The 14129-nt window shown below is 63.6% G+C and carries 14 protein-coding genes and 1 pseudogene; 6 read left to right on the top strand and 9 right to left on the bottom strand.

The genetic code is table 11. The features are described 5' to 3' along the window. Position 1: 1 nt before the first annotated feature. The 8 genes and pseudogenes from K5R33_RS07995 to K5R33_RS07960 form a co-directional block, all read right to left on the bottom strand. Positions 2-769 (bottom strand): SDR family NAD(P)-dependent oxidoreductase, encoded by a 768-nt coding sequence (locus K5R33_RS07995; RefSeq protein WP_220748471.1) that lies wholly within the window; start codon positions 767-769, stop codon positions 2-4. 190 nt (positions 770-959) lie between these two features. Next, the gene (locus tag K5R33_RS07990) at positions 960-3005 is read right to left on the bottom strand and encodes an alpha-galactosidase (RefSeq protein WP_255576246.1); all 2046 of its coding nucleotides are present in this window, start codon (positions 3003-3005) and stop codon (positions 960-962) included. 163 nt (positions 3006-3168) lie between these two features. After that, on the bottom strand, positions 3169-4017 hold the full coding sequence (locus K5R33_RS07985) for a carbohydrate ABC transporter permease (RefSeq protein ID WP_220748469.1): 849 nt from the start codon (positions 4015-4017) through the stop codon (positions 3169-3171). 3 nt (positions 4018-4020) lie between these two features. Then, positions 4021-4383 carry an MmcQ/YjbR family DNA-binding protein gene (locus K5R33_RS07980; protein WP_220748468.1) on the bottom strand — a complete coding sequence of 121 codons (363 nt, stop codon included), beginning with the start codon at positions 4381-4383 and terminating at the stop codon, positions 4021-4023. Further along, the gene (locus K5R33_RS07975; RefSeq protein ID WP_220748467.1) at positions 4380-4766 is read right to left on the bottom strand and encodes a hypothetical protein; all 387 of its coding nucleotides are present in this window, start codon (positions 4764-4766) and stop codon (positions 4380-4382) included. The genes K5R33_RS07980 and K5R33_RS07975 overlap by 4 nt, the downstream gene beginning before the upstream one ends. Before the next feature lie 8 nt (positions 4767-4774). Beyond that, a complete protein-coding gene (locus K5R33_RS07970) occupies positions 4775-5713 on the bottom strand; it encodes a carbohydrate ABC transporter permease (protein ID WP_220748466.1) in 939 nt (312 codons plus the stop codon). Positions 5714-5768: 55 nt separating this feature from the next. Then, on the bottom strand, positions 5769-6227 hold the full coding sequence (locus tag K5R33_RS07965) for a hypothetical protein (RefSeq protein WP_220748465.1): 459 nt from the start codon (positions 6225-6227) through the stop codon (positions 5769-5771). A gap of 156 nt (positions 6228-6383) precedes the next feature. Beyond that, positions 6384-6557, bottom strand: a pseudogene (locus tag K5R33_RS07960) (carbohydrate ABC transporter substrate-binding protein); the annotation flags it as partial. Here K5R33_RS07960 and K5R33_RS07955 point away from each other — a divergent pair. The 6 genes from K5R33_RS07955 to K5R33_RS07930 all read left to right on the top strand — a co-directional run bounded on the left by K5R33_RS07955 (position 6556) and on the right by K5R33_RS07930 (position 12415). Beyond that, positions 6556-7275, top strand: a complete 720-nt coding sequence (locus tag K5R33_RS07955) for an IclR family transcriptional regulator (protein ID WP_255576229.1) — start codon at positions 6556-6558, stop codon at positions 7273-7275. The pseudogene K5R33_RS07960 and the gene K5R33_RS07955 overlap by 2 nt on opposite strands. Before the next feature lie 2 nt (positions 7276-7277). Next, complete coding sequence (locus K5R33_RS07950; RefSeq protein ID WP_220748463.1) at positions 7278-8333, top strand: ABC transporter ATP-binding protein; 1056 nt, start codon at positions 7278-7280, stop codon at positions 8331-8333. A gap of 98 nt (positions 8334-8431) precedes the next feature. Beyond that, positions 8432-9193 (top strand): DeoR/GlpR family DNA-binding transcription regulator, encoded by a 762-nt coding sequence (locus tag K5R33_RS07945; RefSeq protein WP_220748462.1) that lies wholly within the window; start codon positions 8432-8434, stop codon positions 9191-9193. 114 nt (positions 9194-9307) lie between these two features. Next, a complete protein-coding gene (locus K5R33_RS07940; RefSeq protein ID WP_220748461.1) occupies positions 9308-9886 on the top strand; it encodes a TRAP transporter small permease in 579 nt (192 codons plus the stop codon). Between the two features lie 139 nt (positions 9887-10025). After that, positions 10026-11318 (top strand): TRAP transporter large permease, encoded by a 1293-nt coding sequence (locus K5R33_RS07935; RefSeq protein WP_220748460.1) that lies wholly within the window; start codon positions 10026-10028, stop codon positions 11316-11318. A gap of 29 nt (positions 11319-11347) precedes the next feature. Next, entirely contained in the window at positions 11348-12415 is a 1068-nt protein-coding gene (locus tag K5R33_RS07930) for a TRAP transporter substrate-binding protein (protein WP_220748459.1), read from the top strand. Between the two features lie 48 nt (positions 12416-12463). On the opposite strand, the gene K5R33_RS07925 is transcribed toward K5R33_RS07930, so the two are convergent. Continuing rightward, a complete protein-coding gene (locus tag K5R33_RS07925) occupies positions 12464-14029 on the bottom strand; it encodes a methyl-accepting chemotaxis protein (RefSeq protein WP_220748458.1) in 1566 nt (521 codons plus the stop codon). Positions 14030-14129: the final 100 nt, after the last annotated feature.

Genomic DNA, 14129 nt, shown 5'->3' with positions numbered 1-14129 from the left:
ATCAGCCTGTTACCACGACACCGCCGTCCACCACCATGGCCTGCCCGGTCATCATGCGGGAAGCCTCGGAGGACAGGAAAAGCGTAGGGTTCACAATGTCTTCGGGTTGAAGCGTGTCCTTGAGGCATTGGCGGTCCAGGTGGGCGGCGAGGCTGTCGGGGTCGGCCCATTTGTCGAGCTGCTTTTGGGTCAGCACCCAACCGGGGGCGAGCGCGTTGACACGGATTTTGTCCGGTCCGAACTCACGGGCCAGGGAGCGGGTCATGCCGTTGATGCCGGAGTTGGCGGAGGTGTAGATCGCATAGCCCGCGTTCCCCATCATATAGCTGATGGAAGAGAAGTTCACGATATGGCCGTAACCGGCTGTTTTCATGCCATGAATGGCGTGTTGGCAGGCGAAGAAATAGGCCTTGAGGTTGATGGCGATGGACCACTCCCAAAAGGCTTCGTCCACGTCGAGTGTGGCGTGGCGCTGATCGTTGGCGGCATTGTTGATGAGGCGAGTGATGGGTCCGTGGGCCGCCGCCGCCTCGTCCATGGCTGCGCGCAGGGCGGCGATGTCGGTGATATCGCCTTGGATGAAAAGCGGTGTGTTTCCCGTGCGGTCCGAGACCTCTGTGACGAAGGCACTGGCGTCTGAGCGACCGATGAAGGCGACACGGGCCCCTTGGCGCAGGAAGCCTTCGGTCAGGTTCGCGCCGATGCCGGAGCCGCCCCCGGTGATGAAAACGGAGGCGTCGCGGAGGTCAGGATAGGTGGGATCTGTCATCGGAGACTCCGTGGGTGATGGCGGGGTGATCCTTGGGGGATATGGGTCATACGCGATGGGCGCACGATTTGGCGCTGACGCTGGATGTTCGGTGCGGAGCGAGGGGCCAGCCCCTCGCGCTCCCCGGAGGTACTTGAGGACCCGTGATGGGCAGGACGCGCGTTAACCTTAATATTGGGTAAAGGCAGGGTCACAGGCGGCGGCCCTCCACCACCCACATGGTGTCGGGATAGGTCCAGGGCAGGGTCAGTCCGTGGTGCATTAGGTAGGCGCCCGAGACCTCGATGGCCTGTTCCTTGAGGACCTGGTGGCCCCGGCTGAGGGCGGGGGCATTGGTGCGGTTGAGGAGTTCGATCCGGTACGTCGCCTCTGGGTCCAGGGCCGTCAGCCGCAAGGGGCGCGGCGCGATCTGGACCGAGGTGGCGGCCTTGCCAGCGAAGACGACGAAGCGGCTGCCGTCGCGGTCCTGCTGTTGTTCGGCCAGGACGGCGGGATCCGGGCTGTCGAGGCGCAGGATATCCGCCTCGGTCATCCAATCGCGGTTGCGTTTCCACCAGGCGGTGACCTCCGTGAGGACCGCCGTCTCCCGGTCGTCGAGTTCCCTCGGGTCCATTTCGAACCCCATGTGGCGTTGGGCGGCGACCCAAGCGCGGAAAGAGATGTCGAGGACACGGCCAGAGGTGTGGCAGCGTCGGGGGCCCACGTGGCTGCCGGTGACGGCGAGGGGCAGGAAGAGCGCCGCGTCGTGCTGAATGCGGAGGCGTTCGAGCGCGTCGTTGCTGTCGGAGAGCCAGACCCGTTGGGTGCGCTTGAGGATGCCCATGTCGATGCGCCCGCCGCCCGAGGCGCAGCTTTCGATTTCCACGTTCGGGAAGTCGGCGCGCAGCCGGTCGATCAGCGCATAGGAGCCACGGGTCTGGTCCGCATCCGGCATGGGCAGCACGCGGTTGTGGTCCCATTTGATGTAGTCGATCGGATGGGCGGAGAGGACCGCCGCCATGCGGTCGTAGATGAAATCGCGGACCTCGGGCAGGGCCATGTTCAGGGCCTTTTGCTGGCGGCCCAGGGTCTGATCCTCCCCGCCCAGGGCCCAATCGGGGTGGGCGCGGTGGATGTCGCTGTCGGGGTTGATCATCTCCGGCTCGAACCAAATGCCGAAGGTCATCCCCTCGCCGTGGACATGGTCGATCAGGGGGCCCAGGCCATCGGGGTATTTCCTCGGGTCGACCTCCCAATCGGACAGGCTGCGGGTGTCGTCGTCCCGCTGACCGAACCAGCCGTCATCCAGGACGAAGCGTTCGGCGCCAAGGGCGGCAGCGCGGCTGGCGATGTCCTTCAGAACCTCCAGCTTGTGATCGAAGTAGACCGCTTCCCAGCAGTTGTAGTGGACCGGGCGGGGGTGGGCCGCCCCGCGGGGCCAGGTGACGATGCGGTCGCGGGTGTGGCGCTGGAACGCCACGGCGCAGCCGTTGAGACCGGTCTGGGAGTAGGTGGCGTAGAGCGTGGCGCTTTCAAACCGCGTGGCCGGTTTCGTCTCCATCCGAGCGGAATGGCCCCATTGGATCTGACGGCGCCCGTCGGGCAATTCCTCGGCGATCATCTTGTGGCCGCCGGACCAACCGTAGTGGAAGCCGTAGCATTCGCCCTGGGTGTTGGTGGCGCCAAAGGAGGGGATCAGCAGGCCCGGGAAATGTTCGTGCCCGGTGCGGCCCGTGCGGTTCTCGCGGTAGCGAATGCCCGGCGACCAGGCGGTGCGGTTGAGCTGGAACTCCCCGCACCAGCGGCCCGAGACGTCAATCATCTCGGCCGATTGCTGGGGGGCTGGCAGGACGGGCGCGGCCAGCCAGTGCAGGTGGACGGGGCGCGTGGCCTGGAGGATGGTCTTGGCGGTGATGATCCGGGTGGATGGATCGGTCGTGAAGCGGAAGGTCAGGGTAATGCCCGCCTCCGCATCGGCATAGGTGAGCGCCAGGCCGTCGGTGGTATCCTCAGACTGGTAGCAGAATTTCGGCAGCAGAGGTGTGCTGTCGTGGTCCCGCAGGATCAGGCCGGGCTGGCCGGGGAATGTGCGGGCCGCCTCGGGGCAGAGGCTGAGGTCCGGGTTCTCGTCCAGCATCCCGCCGGTGACGTCGATGGCATGGGCCGCGTGCAGGGTGTCGAGGTTCGCGGTCTGGGGTAGGGGGGCGCCCCAATAGATAACCTGTGGCAGGCGATCCCCCATCGCGGCCAGCACCATGGTTTGGCGCCCGCCGGTCTCGGGGTGCCAATCGTCCAGTCGCCAGGTCCGGACGTCGGGGGGCGCCTTGGTTGCGCGGGCCGCCAAGGGGAGCGCCGACGCAGATGCCGCGTCGGTGTCGAGGGGTGAGGACATCGGTGGGGTCCCAGTCTGGAGGGTTGTCTTACTTGACGGCGCCCAGCGTGAGGCCCGCGATGAAGTGCTTTTGCATCAGAAAGAACATGGCCACCGGCGGCAGGGCGGCGACGATGCTGCCTGCGCTCATCAGGTGATAGGCGGCGCGATACTCCGAGTTGAAGGAGGTGATGCCTGCGGTCACCGGCTGGCTGTCGGGGCCCTGGGTCAGGACGATGGCCCAGAAGAAGTCGTTCCAGATGAAGGTGAATATCAGCACCGCTAGGGCGGCGATGGCGGGCTTCATCAGGGGCATGACGACGAACCAGAAGATGCGCCATTCGGCGACGCCCTCGACCCGCGCGGCCTCGATCAGGGGATAGGGTAGGGCGCGGATGAAGTTGCGCATGAAGAGCGTACAGAACCCGGTTTGGAACGCGATGTGGAAGAGGATCAGCCCGGTCTTCGTGTCGTAGAGGTTCAGGTCGATGGTGAAATCGCGCACGGGCACCATCAGGATTTGGAAGGGCACGAAGTTGCCTGCGATGAACATGAAGAAGATCAGCAGGTTGCCCTTGAATTTATACACGCCGAGGGCAAAGCCCGTCATACAGGACAGGGCGACGGTGCCGATCACGGTCGGAATGGTGATGACCAAGCTGTTGAGCAAATAGCGCGGCATGTCGCTCTCGAAGAAGACCTTGCCGTAGTTCTCGAACAGGTTGAAGGACGAGGGCATGCCCCAGTAGTTGCCGTTGGTGAAATCAGCATCGGGCTTGATCGAAAAGATCATCACCGCGATCAGGGGCAGCAACCAGAGGATGAGCGCCAAGGGCAGGATCGCCTGATAGGTGATTTGCCACTGTCGGGAGGATTTTTCGATGGGGGTGGGGAACATCGTCTAAGTCTCCTGTGGTGGCAGGGTGGCTTGGACCTTTTTGGTCAGGCCGGCGCGAATGGTATCGTAGGAGACGGCGATGCGGTGCGCGGCCTCCTCCGGGTCGAGGTCGGCCAAGTCCAACCGGACCCAAGCGCCCCGGAAATAGGCGGGTTTTCGGGCGGTCCCGGTCTCGATAAGCATCTTGGCCATTTCACCGTCCGCGCATCGAACGACAGCATGGTCGTCGTTGGTGGCACGCGTGTCGGTATGGCCGAAACAGGCGAACATCTTTCCGCCGATCTTCCAGGCGTCCAGTTCTCCGGGGCCTGACAGAACGGCGCCGGGGTGCCGGGCGCAGAGGATGTCGAATTCAGTGCGGGTCATGGAAGCTTGCCGATGCTCCGAGCCAATGCCCGACAATAGCGGGCATCATCCATCATGACCTCATAAGACTCCGGCTTACCGATCGGCTGTTTTGAATAGGCTACCGCGTAGTCCTTCATCTTCGCCATCACTTCGGCCTGGGTCCGGGTGGTTCGCCTCATGCCGCTTTCTATAAAGCCCATGAGCGCAAGGTTTATCTGCGGGTTATGACGGTCCGGTTCGTTTATCACTTCGCCCGCAAGGACGAGCATCATCAGGCCGCCGCATCTGTCCGTCCCGAAGGTGCCTTCGCGGACCGGCAGATCGCGCGTAATCGGCGCGGTCACGTCGAGCAGATCCCCGAATGCGGGCCCTGCGATAGCGAGCAGGGGTAGGAGGAGCATAGATCGCATCACCGTGCCACCTTTTCGTCGCGGTACATGGACCACAGGAAATAAGCGATAAACACCAGCATTATGAGGAACAGAACAACCGCGATGGCCGCGCCGTAGCCCATGCGGAAGCCGAACTCGGCCAGGGCCTTTTCGAACATGTAGAAGGACAGGACCCTGGTGGAGCCGAAGGGGCCTCCGTTCGTCATGATTGAGATGAGGTCGAACGACCGCAAAGCGCCGATGATCGTGACGACGAAGGCGATGAAGGTCGCGGGCTTCAACTGCGGGATGATGACGTACCAGAGCATCTTGTGCCCCTTAGCCCCATCGAGGCGGGCCGCTTCGACCTGTTCTGGGTCCACGGCGTTGAGGCCCGTGAGATAGAGGATCATGCAATAGGCCGTCTGGGGCCAGAGACCGGCGGCGATGATGCCATAGGTCGCCATCGTCGGGTCGCCCAGGATGTTGACGGGTCCCAGGCCAAAGACACCCAGGAAGGCGTTCAGCAGCCCTTCTTTCGGCAGGTAGAACCACGAGAACACTAGGCCCACGACCACCTGGCTGATGACGAAGGGGAAGAAGAACAGCGACTTATACAGCCGGATCCCCACCACCGTCTGGTTCAAGAACAGGGCGATGCCCAGCCCCATGGGGATCGCTAGCAGATAGAGCAGCAGCCATTTGGCGTTGTTCCAAAAGCTGATCTCAAAGGCGCGGTCGGTCATCAACTCTTGGTAGTTGGCGAGGCCGATGTAGGTCGCTTCGCCGAGGCCATCCCAGCGGTAGAGCGAGATGTTGAACGACTGAAAGATCGGAATGATGACGTAGAACGCAAAGAACAGCAGGCCCGGCGCCAAAAACAGCCAGGGGGTCACCGCGATCTCATTGCGGCGGTACCAACCACGCGTGTCGCCGGAGGACGATGTCGTCGGGACGGCCGGGGATACGTTGGTCATCGGGCGAACTCCTTCAGCGGGGACCGTCGGGTGGATTGGGGCACGTCACCACGCCTCAGCAGTCGGTCCGCATGGCGGTGAGGGCCGCCTGCGATCCGGTGAGATGGATGGGTCGGGTTTCAGTCGGCATGTAAAAGCTGGCCGTGGCCCCGGCGGCCAAGGCATCCAGGACGTCGCCGGGTATGTCGACTTGGTCGAGGATGCGCTGACCGGTGCGGGCGTCGTCCGCGCCGCGGCCTTCCAGCCGCCACCGGCGCCCGTCGACGGACACATCAACCGTGCCGCGCTGCCCTGCTGCTACGGGGTAGGGGCTGGTGACGCGGAGGCGGGTTTGCCCCTCGGCGCAGGTCAAAACGAAAAAACCCTCTTCGGGGGACTCGCACGGGCCGAGCCCGGCTGCCCCCGCCGTACCCCACCAAAGCGCGCCATCCCGGCAGGTGCCCTGCACGTCCTGGGCGGCCGCAAAGGTCGCGGCGGTCACAAGCGGAAGGGCAATCGCGGTGGCGCGGATCATGCGGGTGGTCCTTTCCAGGCACATGCGGCGATGGCCTATGGACGGCCCAGCGCGCGAATGGGTCAGTGGGTAGGGCGGAGAGGCCCCCGCCCTACAAAGGGTATCCCGGCCCCACCGGGACGGGGTTTCCCGCCGCCCCGATGGGACCAGGCAAGGTCAGTTGGCGTAGATACGCTGACGCGCCTGTTCCAAGCGGCCCAGGATGTCGTCCAGGTTGTCGGGGAACACCATGAATTCCTGGAGACCTTCCATCCCCAGCGCCGCCATTTCCGCCGGGAAGTCCCGGTCGAAGAACTGCGCGATGCCGCCCGGGGCATTCTCGGACAGCATGCGGCCCGTGCGCTTTTCCGAGTTGTTGGAGACCGCGCCGTTCCCGAAGGCCACGCTCTATCGCTTGCTCCAGACGCTGACGAATCAAGGCATGCTGATGGTGGACCCGGACCGGGGCACCTATGCCCCCGGTATGAGGCTGGTTCGCATGGCCCATGCGGCCTGGGCGCAATCTAGTCTGGCGCCCATCGCGCGGGGGCATTTGGACGACCTCAGCCGCATCGTTGGGGAAACGGTGCATCTTGCGCAGCTGGATGGCGCGTCGGTGCTTTATGTCGACAAGCGGAACGCAGCCTCGCCCGTGCCGATGTATTCGGACGCTGGAAAGATCGGTCCGGCCTATTGCACGGGGGTTGGCAAGGCCATGCTGGCTTGGCTACCGGAAGAGGACTTGGCGCCCGTTTTGGCCCAGCAAAGTTGGCACCGGTTCACCGATACGACGCTGACCTCACCCGAGGGGATGCGCGCGGAGCTTGCCGAGATCCGGGCCGCTGGCCATGCCTTCGACCGGGAAGAACACGAGCCCGGCATCCATTGCATTGCCATGCCGGTGTTGTCGTCCAGCGGTCGCGTCCAGGGGGCCGTGTCGGTGACCTCCTCGACTGTGCGGGGCAGCCTGGCGGACATGGAAAAACATCTGCCGCATCTGCGCGATGCGGTCATCAAAATCGCCGGCGACCTGAGGGACTGGCGCTTTCCGGACAAGAGAGAGGGATAGGAATGGCAGGCGTTGAGCTTTCGAGCGTCATCAAACGGTACGGTGACGTGCAGGTCGTGCATGGGGTCAATCTGGACATCAAAGAAGGCGAGTTCTGCGTGTTCGTGGGGCCATCGGGCTGCGGGAAGTCCACGCTGTTGCGGATGATCGCTGGCCTGGAAGAAACCACCGAGGGCCAGATCACCATCGGCGCCCGCGATGTTACGCGCGAAGACCCGTCCCAGCGGGGTGTGGCGATGGTGTTTCAGACCTATGCGCTCTACCCCCATATGACCGTGAAGGAGAACATGGGATTTGGCCTGAAGATGAACGGGCATCCCAAGACTGAGATCGACCAGAAGGTGGCCGAGGCCAGCCGCATCCTGAAGCTGGACACCTACCTGAAGCGCAAGCCTGCTGCGCTGTCGGGGGGGCAGCGCCAGCGTGTCGCCATCGGGCGGGCAATTGTACGGGGGCCAGAGGTGTTCCTGTTCGACGAACCGCTCTCGAACCTGGACGCCGAGTTGCGGGTCGAGATGCGAGTCGAAATCGCGCGTCTCCATAAGGAAATCGGCGCGACGATGATCTATGTGACCCACGATCAGGTCGAGGCCATGACCATGGCCGACAAGATCGTGGTGCTGCGCGACGGGCGCATCGAACAGGTGGGCGCGCCGCTGGAGTTGTACCGCAACCCAGACAATCGGTTTGTGGCGGGGTTCATCGGGTCCCCGTCTATGAACTTCCTGGCGGGCACCGTGCGAGATGGCGCGGTGCATGTGCCAGCCCTGGGGACGAGCGTCACGCCGACCGTTTCGCTGCCTTCAGACGGCAGCGATGTCATCGTCGGCATGCGGCCGGAGCATCTGACGCTGGTGCCCGGTGGCGCCCTGAGCGTGGATCTGACCGAAGCGCTGGGGGGCGTCAGTTATGCCTATCTGTCGGCGCCCTCGGGCGAAAAGATGATCGTGGAGGAGCGCGGGGACGAGCGGTCCTCCGAAGGGGATACCGTCGGCGTCGCGATTGAGCCGCAGCGCATCATGGTCTTCGATGCTGGGACGGAGTTGCGGATCCGCTAGGCCTGCGCTGACCCACTCATCCGAAAGGCCGCGCGCATTGGGGCCTTTCGTTTCTTTCGAAATGCTGTCAGATTGTTGCCCAACGGGGGAGTTGGGCGATGCTGACTCAGCGCCAGCAGAAAATTTTATCGCTGATCGAAGAGACATCGCGCGTGCGGGTCGAAGACCTCTCCGCGCGTTTCGCAACCTCGCCCCAGACCATTCGCAAGGATCTGCAGGTCTTGGCGGAACTGCACCACATCGTGCGGTTCCACGGTGGCGCCACCCTGGTCGGTGGGGCCGAATATGCGACGCCCGCCGAGCGGGAGACCGAGGCGCTACCAGCGAAGATCGCTATCGGTGCGGCAGTGGCCGCACGCCTGCCGCCGACGGGGGCCGTTTTCCTGAACGCGGGCACGACGACGGCCCAAGTCGCCCGCCATCTTACCCGTGCCCAGCACCTGCGCGTCGTCGTCGACAACGTCGATCTAGCATCGGAAATAAGGGTTTTTCAGGGGCTTGAGGTTGTCGTTCCCGGGGGTGCCGTGCGCCGCAGCGATGGTGCGATCCTCGGGGCGGAGGCCGTGGACTACGTGCGCCAGTTCCGCCCTGACCACGCGGTGATCGGCGCGGCGGCTGTGGCCGAAGACGGTGTTTTGTTGGACTACGACCTGGGCGAAGTGCAGGTCTGTCGCGCGATGATGGAGGGCGCGCGCCACATCATCCTGGCCGTGGATCCGGGCAAGTTCAGCCGCACGGCCCCGTGCCGCTTTGGACATCTGTCGAGCATCCACACCCTTGTGACGGCGGGACCGCTGCCGCCCTGGGTCGCGCCGCTTTGCGCATCCTGTGAGGTGGAGCTGGTCATCGCCACGTCATGAAGGATCTGTAGTTCATTCTTGACAGGTGGTTTCGGTTCCGCCCAAATCGAAAACAACGCGCGCCGTTTCGAAAGCATCGCTTTCCACTGCGGAGTCCGCGTGAGGGGAGGAATAATGGCCTGGCACGTCACAGCGGCGAACCTGCTGGCGAAGATCAATGCGCCCGTTCTGACGGCTGGGCGCGCGCTGGGCATCGTCTGCATGGCACTGATGGTCGTCTTCATCCTGATCCAAGTGTTTTGGCGCTATGTCCTGTCCAACCCGCTGCCCTGGCCCGAGGAGGCGGCGCGGTTTCTCATGCTTTGGCTGATGGTCGTGGCGCCGACCGCTTTGCGGCGTGGCGGGTTTGTCGCCATCGACATGATCCAACTGGCCTTGCCCCGATTTGTGGGTGGTGTGCTGACGCTATGTCTGTTGCTTCTGTCGCTGTTGGTGCTGATCGTGGCCGCGCAAATTGGGTGGTCCGAGGTGACGGGCTTCTCGGGCCGGTTCAAGACCTCGTCCTTGTATTACCCGACCCTCGACGGGTGGGAGAAGATGCCCCGCAGTTGGATGATGGCGTCGCTCCTGGTGGGCATTGTCATGATGGTCTCCGTCACCCTTGAGCTGATCCTCCGGCAGATCGCGACACTCGCCGGGCGCGGAGGGGATTTGGCGGAGATCCCCATGGCCTCGACGGTGGGGGCGGAGTGATGGGCGGCGCTGTTGTCTGCCACGGTACGCTGGGGGGCGAGCGGAGCGTCATGAGTATTTTGCGACCCGTGATGGGGGGAGGGGCGCGCGGCTGTTTGACGGTGCGAGTTAACCTTAATGCAGGGGTTCGGGGGCAGTTATGCTAGTTTGGTTTCTGCCCCTTTTTCTGATTTTCCTGATGGTTGGGCTGCCGGTCTTTTTTGCCCTGCTCGCTGCGCCCGGGATCTTGCTGTGGCTGAACGGGCAGGGGAAGGACCTCGTCCTGCTTTACCGCAATACCTACAACGGGATGGACAGTTTTCCGTTGATGGCGATCCCGTTCTTCATGTTGGCGGGGGAGATGATGAACCGGGGCGGGATTACCCTGCGTCTGGTGGAGTTTGCCCAGGCCTGCGTCGGGCATTTTCGCGCAGGGCTGGCGCAGGTGAATATTCTGTCGTCCATGCTGTTCGCGGGGCTGTCCGGGTCGGCGGTGGCCGATACCTCCGCGCTGGGGTCCATGTTGATCCCGGCGATGGAGAAAGAGGGGTATACCCGTCGGTTCGCGGCCGCGGTGACCGCAGCATCCTCGGTGATCGGGCCGATCATTCCGCCATCGGGGATCATGATCATCTACGCCTATGTCATGGAGCAATCGGTCGCCGCCCTGTTCCTGGCCGGGATTGTGCCGGGGGTTCTTGTGGGCCTTGGCCTGATGACAGTCACCAACCTTGTGGCGCGGCGAAATCCGGACGCAATGCCGGCCCTGAAGCGTCGGGCGACCTGGCCCGAGAAGGGGCAAGCCTCGCTCAAGGCGTTCTTCCCGTTGCTCACGCCGGTCATCATCCTTGGGGGTATTCTGGGCGGTATCTTCACGCCGACCGAAGCCTCCGCCGTGGCGGTGGCCTATGCGGCCGTGGTCTCGATCTTTATCCTGCGGGAGATGTCCGTGAAGGACCTGCCCGATGTCCTCGGCAAGGCGGCGCTGATTTCATCGGTCGTCTTGCTGCTGGTCGGGGCGGCGCTGGCCTTCAAAACGGTCGTGGCGCTGAGCCACGCGCCGGAGACCCTGGCGGCCTTTATCCTATCGCTGTCCGAGAACCCGCTGGTCTTGCTGCTGCTGATCAACTTGCTTCTGTTTATCGTCGGTATGTTCCTGGATGCGGGCCCCGCGATTATCATCCTGGGGCCGATCTTGGGGCCTATCTTCACCTCGCTGGGGGTCGATCCGGTTCATTTCGCGATCATCATGTCGGTGAACCTGACCGTGGGGCTAGCGACGCCGCCCATGGGGTTGGTGCTGTTTGTGGCCTCGTCTGTCAGTGGGGAGCGGGTCGAGACCATCGCTAAGGCGATCCTGCCATTCCTGGCCGTGGAGATCTTTGTGATTTTCCTGATCACCTACGTGCCCGCCATCTCACTGGCGGTGCCCAGGTTCTTCGGCTTCTTATAAATCACCGGTCCAATAGGGAGAGAGACCAAATGAAACTCAAGTCACTGCTGACGTCCGTCGCCTTGGCCGCGAGCCTGGCGCTGCCCAGCGTTGCCGCCGCCGATGGGCACACGATCAACATTCGGGCCACGGCCAACTCCAACGAAAACGACGAGGACTATGACGGTCTGGTTGTTTTCAAGAACTACGTCGAGAATGCCTCGAACGGGGCGATTTCGGTCGAGCTGTTCATCGGGACGCAGCTGTGCGGCAATGGGGCCGAGTGTTTGCAGGGCGTGGCCGATGGGTCTATCGATGTCTTCGTGACGACCTCGGGCGGGGCTGCTGGCATCTTTCCCTACGTGCAGATTTTTGACCTGCCTTACCTGATGGCCGATGACCGGATCGCCGAGGAAGTCCTGAGCGGGACCAACCTTGTGTCCGAATTGCGTGCGAAGGCGCTTGAGGACTCGGGCGACACGATCCGCATTATGACGGTGGGCAACACTGGTGGGTGGCGTAACTTTGCAAACACCCAGCGGCCCGTCGAGAACCCGGAGGACCTGGCTGGTCTGAAGATCCGTACCGTCGTCGCCGACCTGCCGCAGGAGTTGGTGCGCGCGCTTGGGGCCTCGCCCACGCCGATCCCCTGGCCGGAGCTGTTCACCTCGTTTCAGACGGGCGTGGTCGAAGGGTCCAAGAACGGGATCACCGACATCATGGGGATGAAGTTCCCGGATGCCGGGCTGCAGTATGTGACGCTGGATGGGCACGCATATATGGCGGCGATCTGGGTGATGAACAATCAGAAGTTCCAAGAGATGGACGACGACATGAAGCGCGTCATCGTGGACGGCTTCTCAGCTTTGCAGCAGGCGACCTTTGCCTCGCCCAAGCGCAAGTCGATCCAGGCCTATGAAGAGTTCGTCGCCGGTGGCGGTAATCTCTATGTGCCGACGCCGGATCAAAAGGCTGCGTTCCAAGAGGCCGCTGCGCCGGTTTACGATTGGTTTGCCGAGAACGTGGACGGGGGCGAAGAGATGCTGGCCACCTTCCGCGCGGCCATCGCCGAGGCCGAGGCAGAGATCAACGCCCGCCGGGATGCTGATCTGAACTGACGCTCTGGTGCGCACGGACCCAGTCTTAGGGTGCGCCATATGTTTCGCTCAGGCGGCCTGCGTGTCGTCTGAGCGGTTTGCCTCACAGGTTTGGTCCCCTTCGGCTGTGCCGTCCAACTCGAAGTCTTCGACGAGGTCGGTCAAGCCGTGCGTGGCCCGTGCCAGGCTTCGCGACAGGGTGACGCCCTGTTCGGCCGCATCGACGTTTTCCTGCATGGATCGAGACATCGCCCCCATGGTTTCCTCAATGGCCCCAAAGCGCGCCGCTTGGTCTTCGTTGCCGGAGATCATGGCCCCGAACACGGCGCGTATCTCCGACAGGCTGGTTTGGAGCTTGTCCAAGACCTGCCGGGTCTCGTCCGTGCGGCGGCGGCCTTCGGCGACTTCTAGGGCGTTTTCTGAAACCAGCGCGCGGATATCCTCGGCCCCCGTGGTTACGCGGGTGGCCAGGGACCGCACCTCCGTGGCGACAACGGCAAATCCGCGACCTGCCTCCCCGGCGCGGGCGGCTTCGACCGCCGCGTTCAGGGATAAAAGGTGCGTCTGGTGGGCAATCGTGTCGATTAGCTCGGTCAGCTTTTGCACCGACGCGCTGCCCCGTTCGATGCGCGCCATCGTGTCTGTGATGTGGGCCATGCCCTGGCCCGCGTCCACGGCCTCCGCCCCTATGGTGTCGAGGACGGTCTGCGCCTCCCCTGCGGCGGCGCGGTTGCCGTCGAGCCTGTCTCGCAACCCAACCACTTCGTCCATGAGCACCGTCAGATGGGCCTTTTCCTCAGCGGCGCGCCCTTGGAGAGCCTGGGCTTGGTCGTCCAGGGCGTTCGCCGCGCGCATCACCTGTGCCGCCGCGTCCCGGATGCGCGACAGGACCACGGCCATGGCATTGATCGAGGTCGAGATATTGTCTTGCAGCGCCTTGAAATCGCCTGTGAAGACTCCTTCCATGCGGGTCGTCAGGCGGCCATGCGCCAGACCATCCAGAGCCATCATCGCGGCCTGGAGCCCCCGCTCCAAGGTTTCCATCAGGGCGTTCAGATCCCCGCTGATGGCTGCCAGGGCGGGGTCGGAAAACTGGTCGTCCACCCGTTGGGACAGGTCACCGTTCTGGGCGCCGCGCAGCACGGCCCCCAGACCATCGCGCAGGCGTGCTTCGAGCGTGGCGCGGGCATCGTTGCGTTGCGATTGGTCCAGGTGGTTGAAGGCGTGCAGCATGGCCATCAACTCCTCGTTCATGGCCCGCAGGAAAGCATCGGCCCCTTCGAACCCAATGCCCAAGAACCGCGACGTCCGGTTCAGGAGGGATGCCAGCATGAGCGTTTGGAGTTGCTGATGCCGTTTCGAAAAATCGTGAAAGGTCAAACCTTCCCGGGTCAAATCCTCGGCAAGGGACTGTCGTTTGGTCGGCAGATGGGGATCGTCGGGATGCAGAAAGGCATGCTCCAGCCGTTGACGCGTGCGTTCCACGATCGGGGCCGCCACCTGATCCGGCGTCTCGCCGCTGGCCTGGGACAGCACCTGGCGAATGTTCGCGTCCAGATCCAAGCAGCACAGGCGCCAGACATCCTGCGCCGTGCGGGGTGGCCTTGGGCGTTCGAATGCAAGGGGCGGAGACATGGGCCAAACTCGGGTCAGGACAGGGCATCTGACCCATACCCCGCAGACCTGAACAGCCCGTTAAAACCAACCAATCCGTCCGCCCGGTCAGCGGCTGGCG

This window comes from Jannaschia pagri, from assembly GCF_019655435.1.
Classification (GTDB): domain Bacteria; phylum Pseudomonadota; class Alphaproteobacteria; order Rhodobacterales; family Rhodobacteraceae; genus Jannaschia; species Jannaschia pagri.
Note: the sequence above shows the minus strand (reverse complement) of the source record. Positions and strands in the feature narration are given on the sequence as shown.

Excerpts from the sequence above, each read along its gene's own strand:
- K5R33_RS07995 (WP_220748471.1), bottom strand. The coding sequence starts at position 769 with ATGACAGATCCCACCTATCCTGACCTCCGCGACGCCTCCGTTTTCATC.
- K5R33_RS07990 (WP_255576246.1), bottom strand. The coding sequence starts at position 3,005 with ATGGTGCTGGCCGCGATGGGGGATCGCCTGCCACAGGTTATCTATTGG.
- K5R33_RS07985 (WP_220748469.1), bottom strand. The coding sequence starts at position 4,017 with ATGTTCCCCACCCCCATCGAAAAATCCTCCCGACAGTGGCAAATCACC.
- K5R33_RS07980 (WP_220748468.1), bottom strand. The coding sequence starts at position 4,383 with ATGACCCGCACTGAATTCGACATCCTCTGCGCCCGGCACCCCGGCGCC.
- K5R33_RS07975 (WP_220748467.1), bottom strand. The coding sequence starts at position 4,766 with ATGCTCCTCCTACCCCTGCTCGCTATCGCAGGGCCCGCATTCGGGGAT.
- K5R33_RS07970 (WP_220748466.1), bottom strand. The coding sequence starts at position 5,713 with ATGACCAACGTATCCCCGGCCGTCCCGACGACATCGTCCTCCGGCGAC.
- K5R33_RS07965 (WP_220748465.1), bottom strand. The coding sequence starts at position 6,227 with ATGATCCGCGCCACCGCGATTGCCCTTCCGCTTGTGACCGCCGCGACC.
- K5R33_RS07955 (WP_255576229.1), top strand. The coding sequence starts at position 6,556 with ATGCGGCCCGTGCGCTTTTCCGAGTTGTTGGAGACCGCGCCGTTCCCG.
- K5R33_RS07950 (WP_220748463.1), top strand. The coding sequence starts at position 7,278 with ATGGCAGGCGTTGAGCTTTCGAGCGTCATCAAACGGTACGGTGACGTG.
- K5R33_RS07945 (WP_220748462.1), top strand. The coding sequence starts at position 8,432 with ATGCTGACTCAGCGCCAGCAGAAAATTTTATCGCTGATCGAAGAGACA.
- K5R33_RS07940 (WP_220748461.1), top strand. The coding sequence starts at position 9,308 with ATGGCCTGGCACGTCACAGCGGCGAACCTGCTGGCGAAGATCAATGCG.
- K5R33_RS07935 (WP_220748460.1), top strand. The coding sequence starts at position 10,026 with ATGCTAGTTTGGTTTCTGCCCCTTTTTCTGATTTTCCTGATGGTTGGG.
- K5R33_RS07930 (WP_220748459.1), top strand. The coding sequence starts at position 11,348 with ATGAAACTCAAGTCACTGCTGACGTCCGTCGCCTTGGCCGCGAGCCTG.
- K5R33_RS07925 (WP_220748458.1), bottom strand. The coding sequence starts at position 14,029 with ATGTCTCCGCCCCTTGCATTCGAACGCCCAAGGCCACCCCGCACGGCG.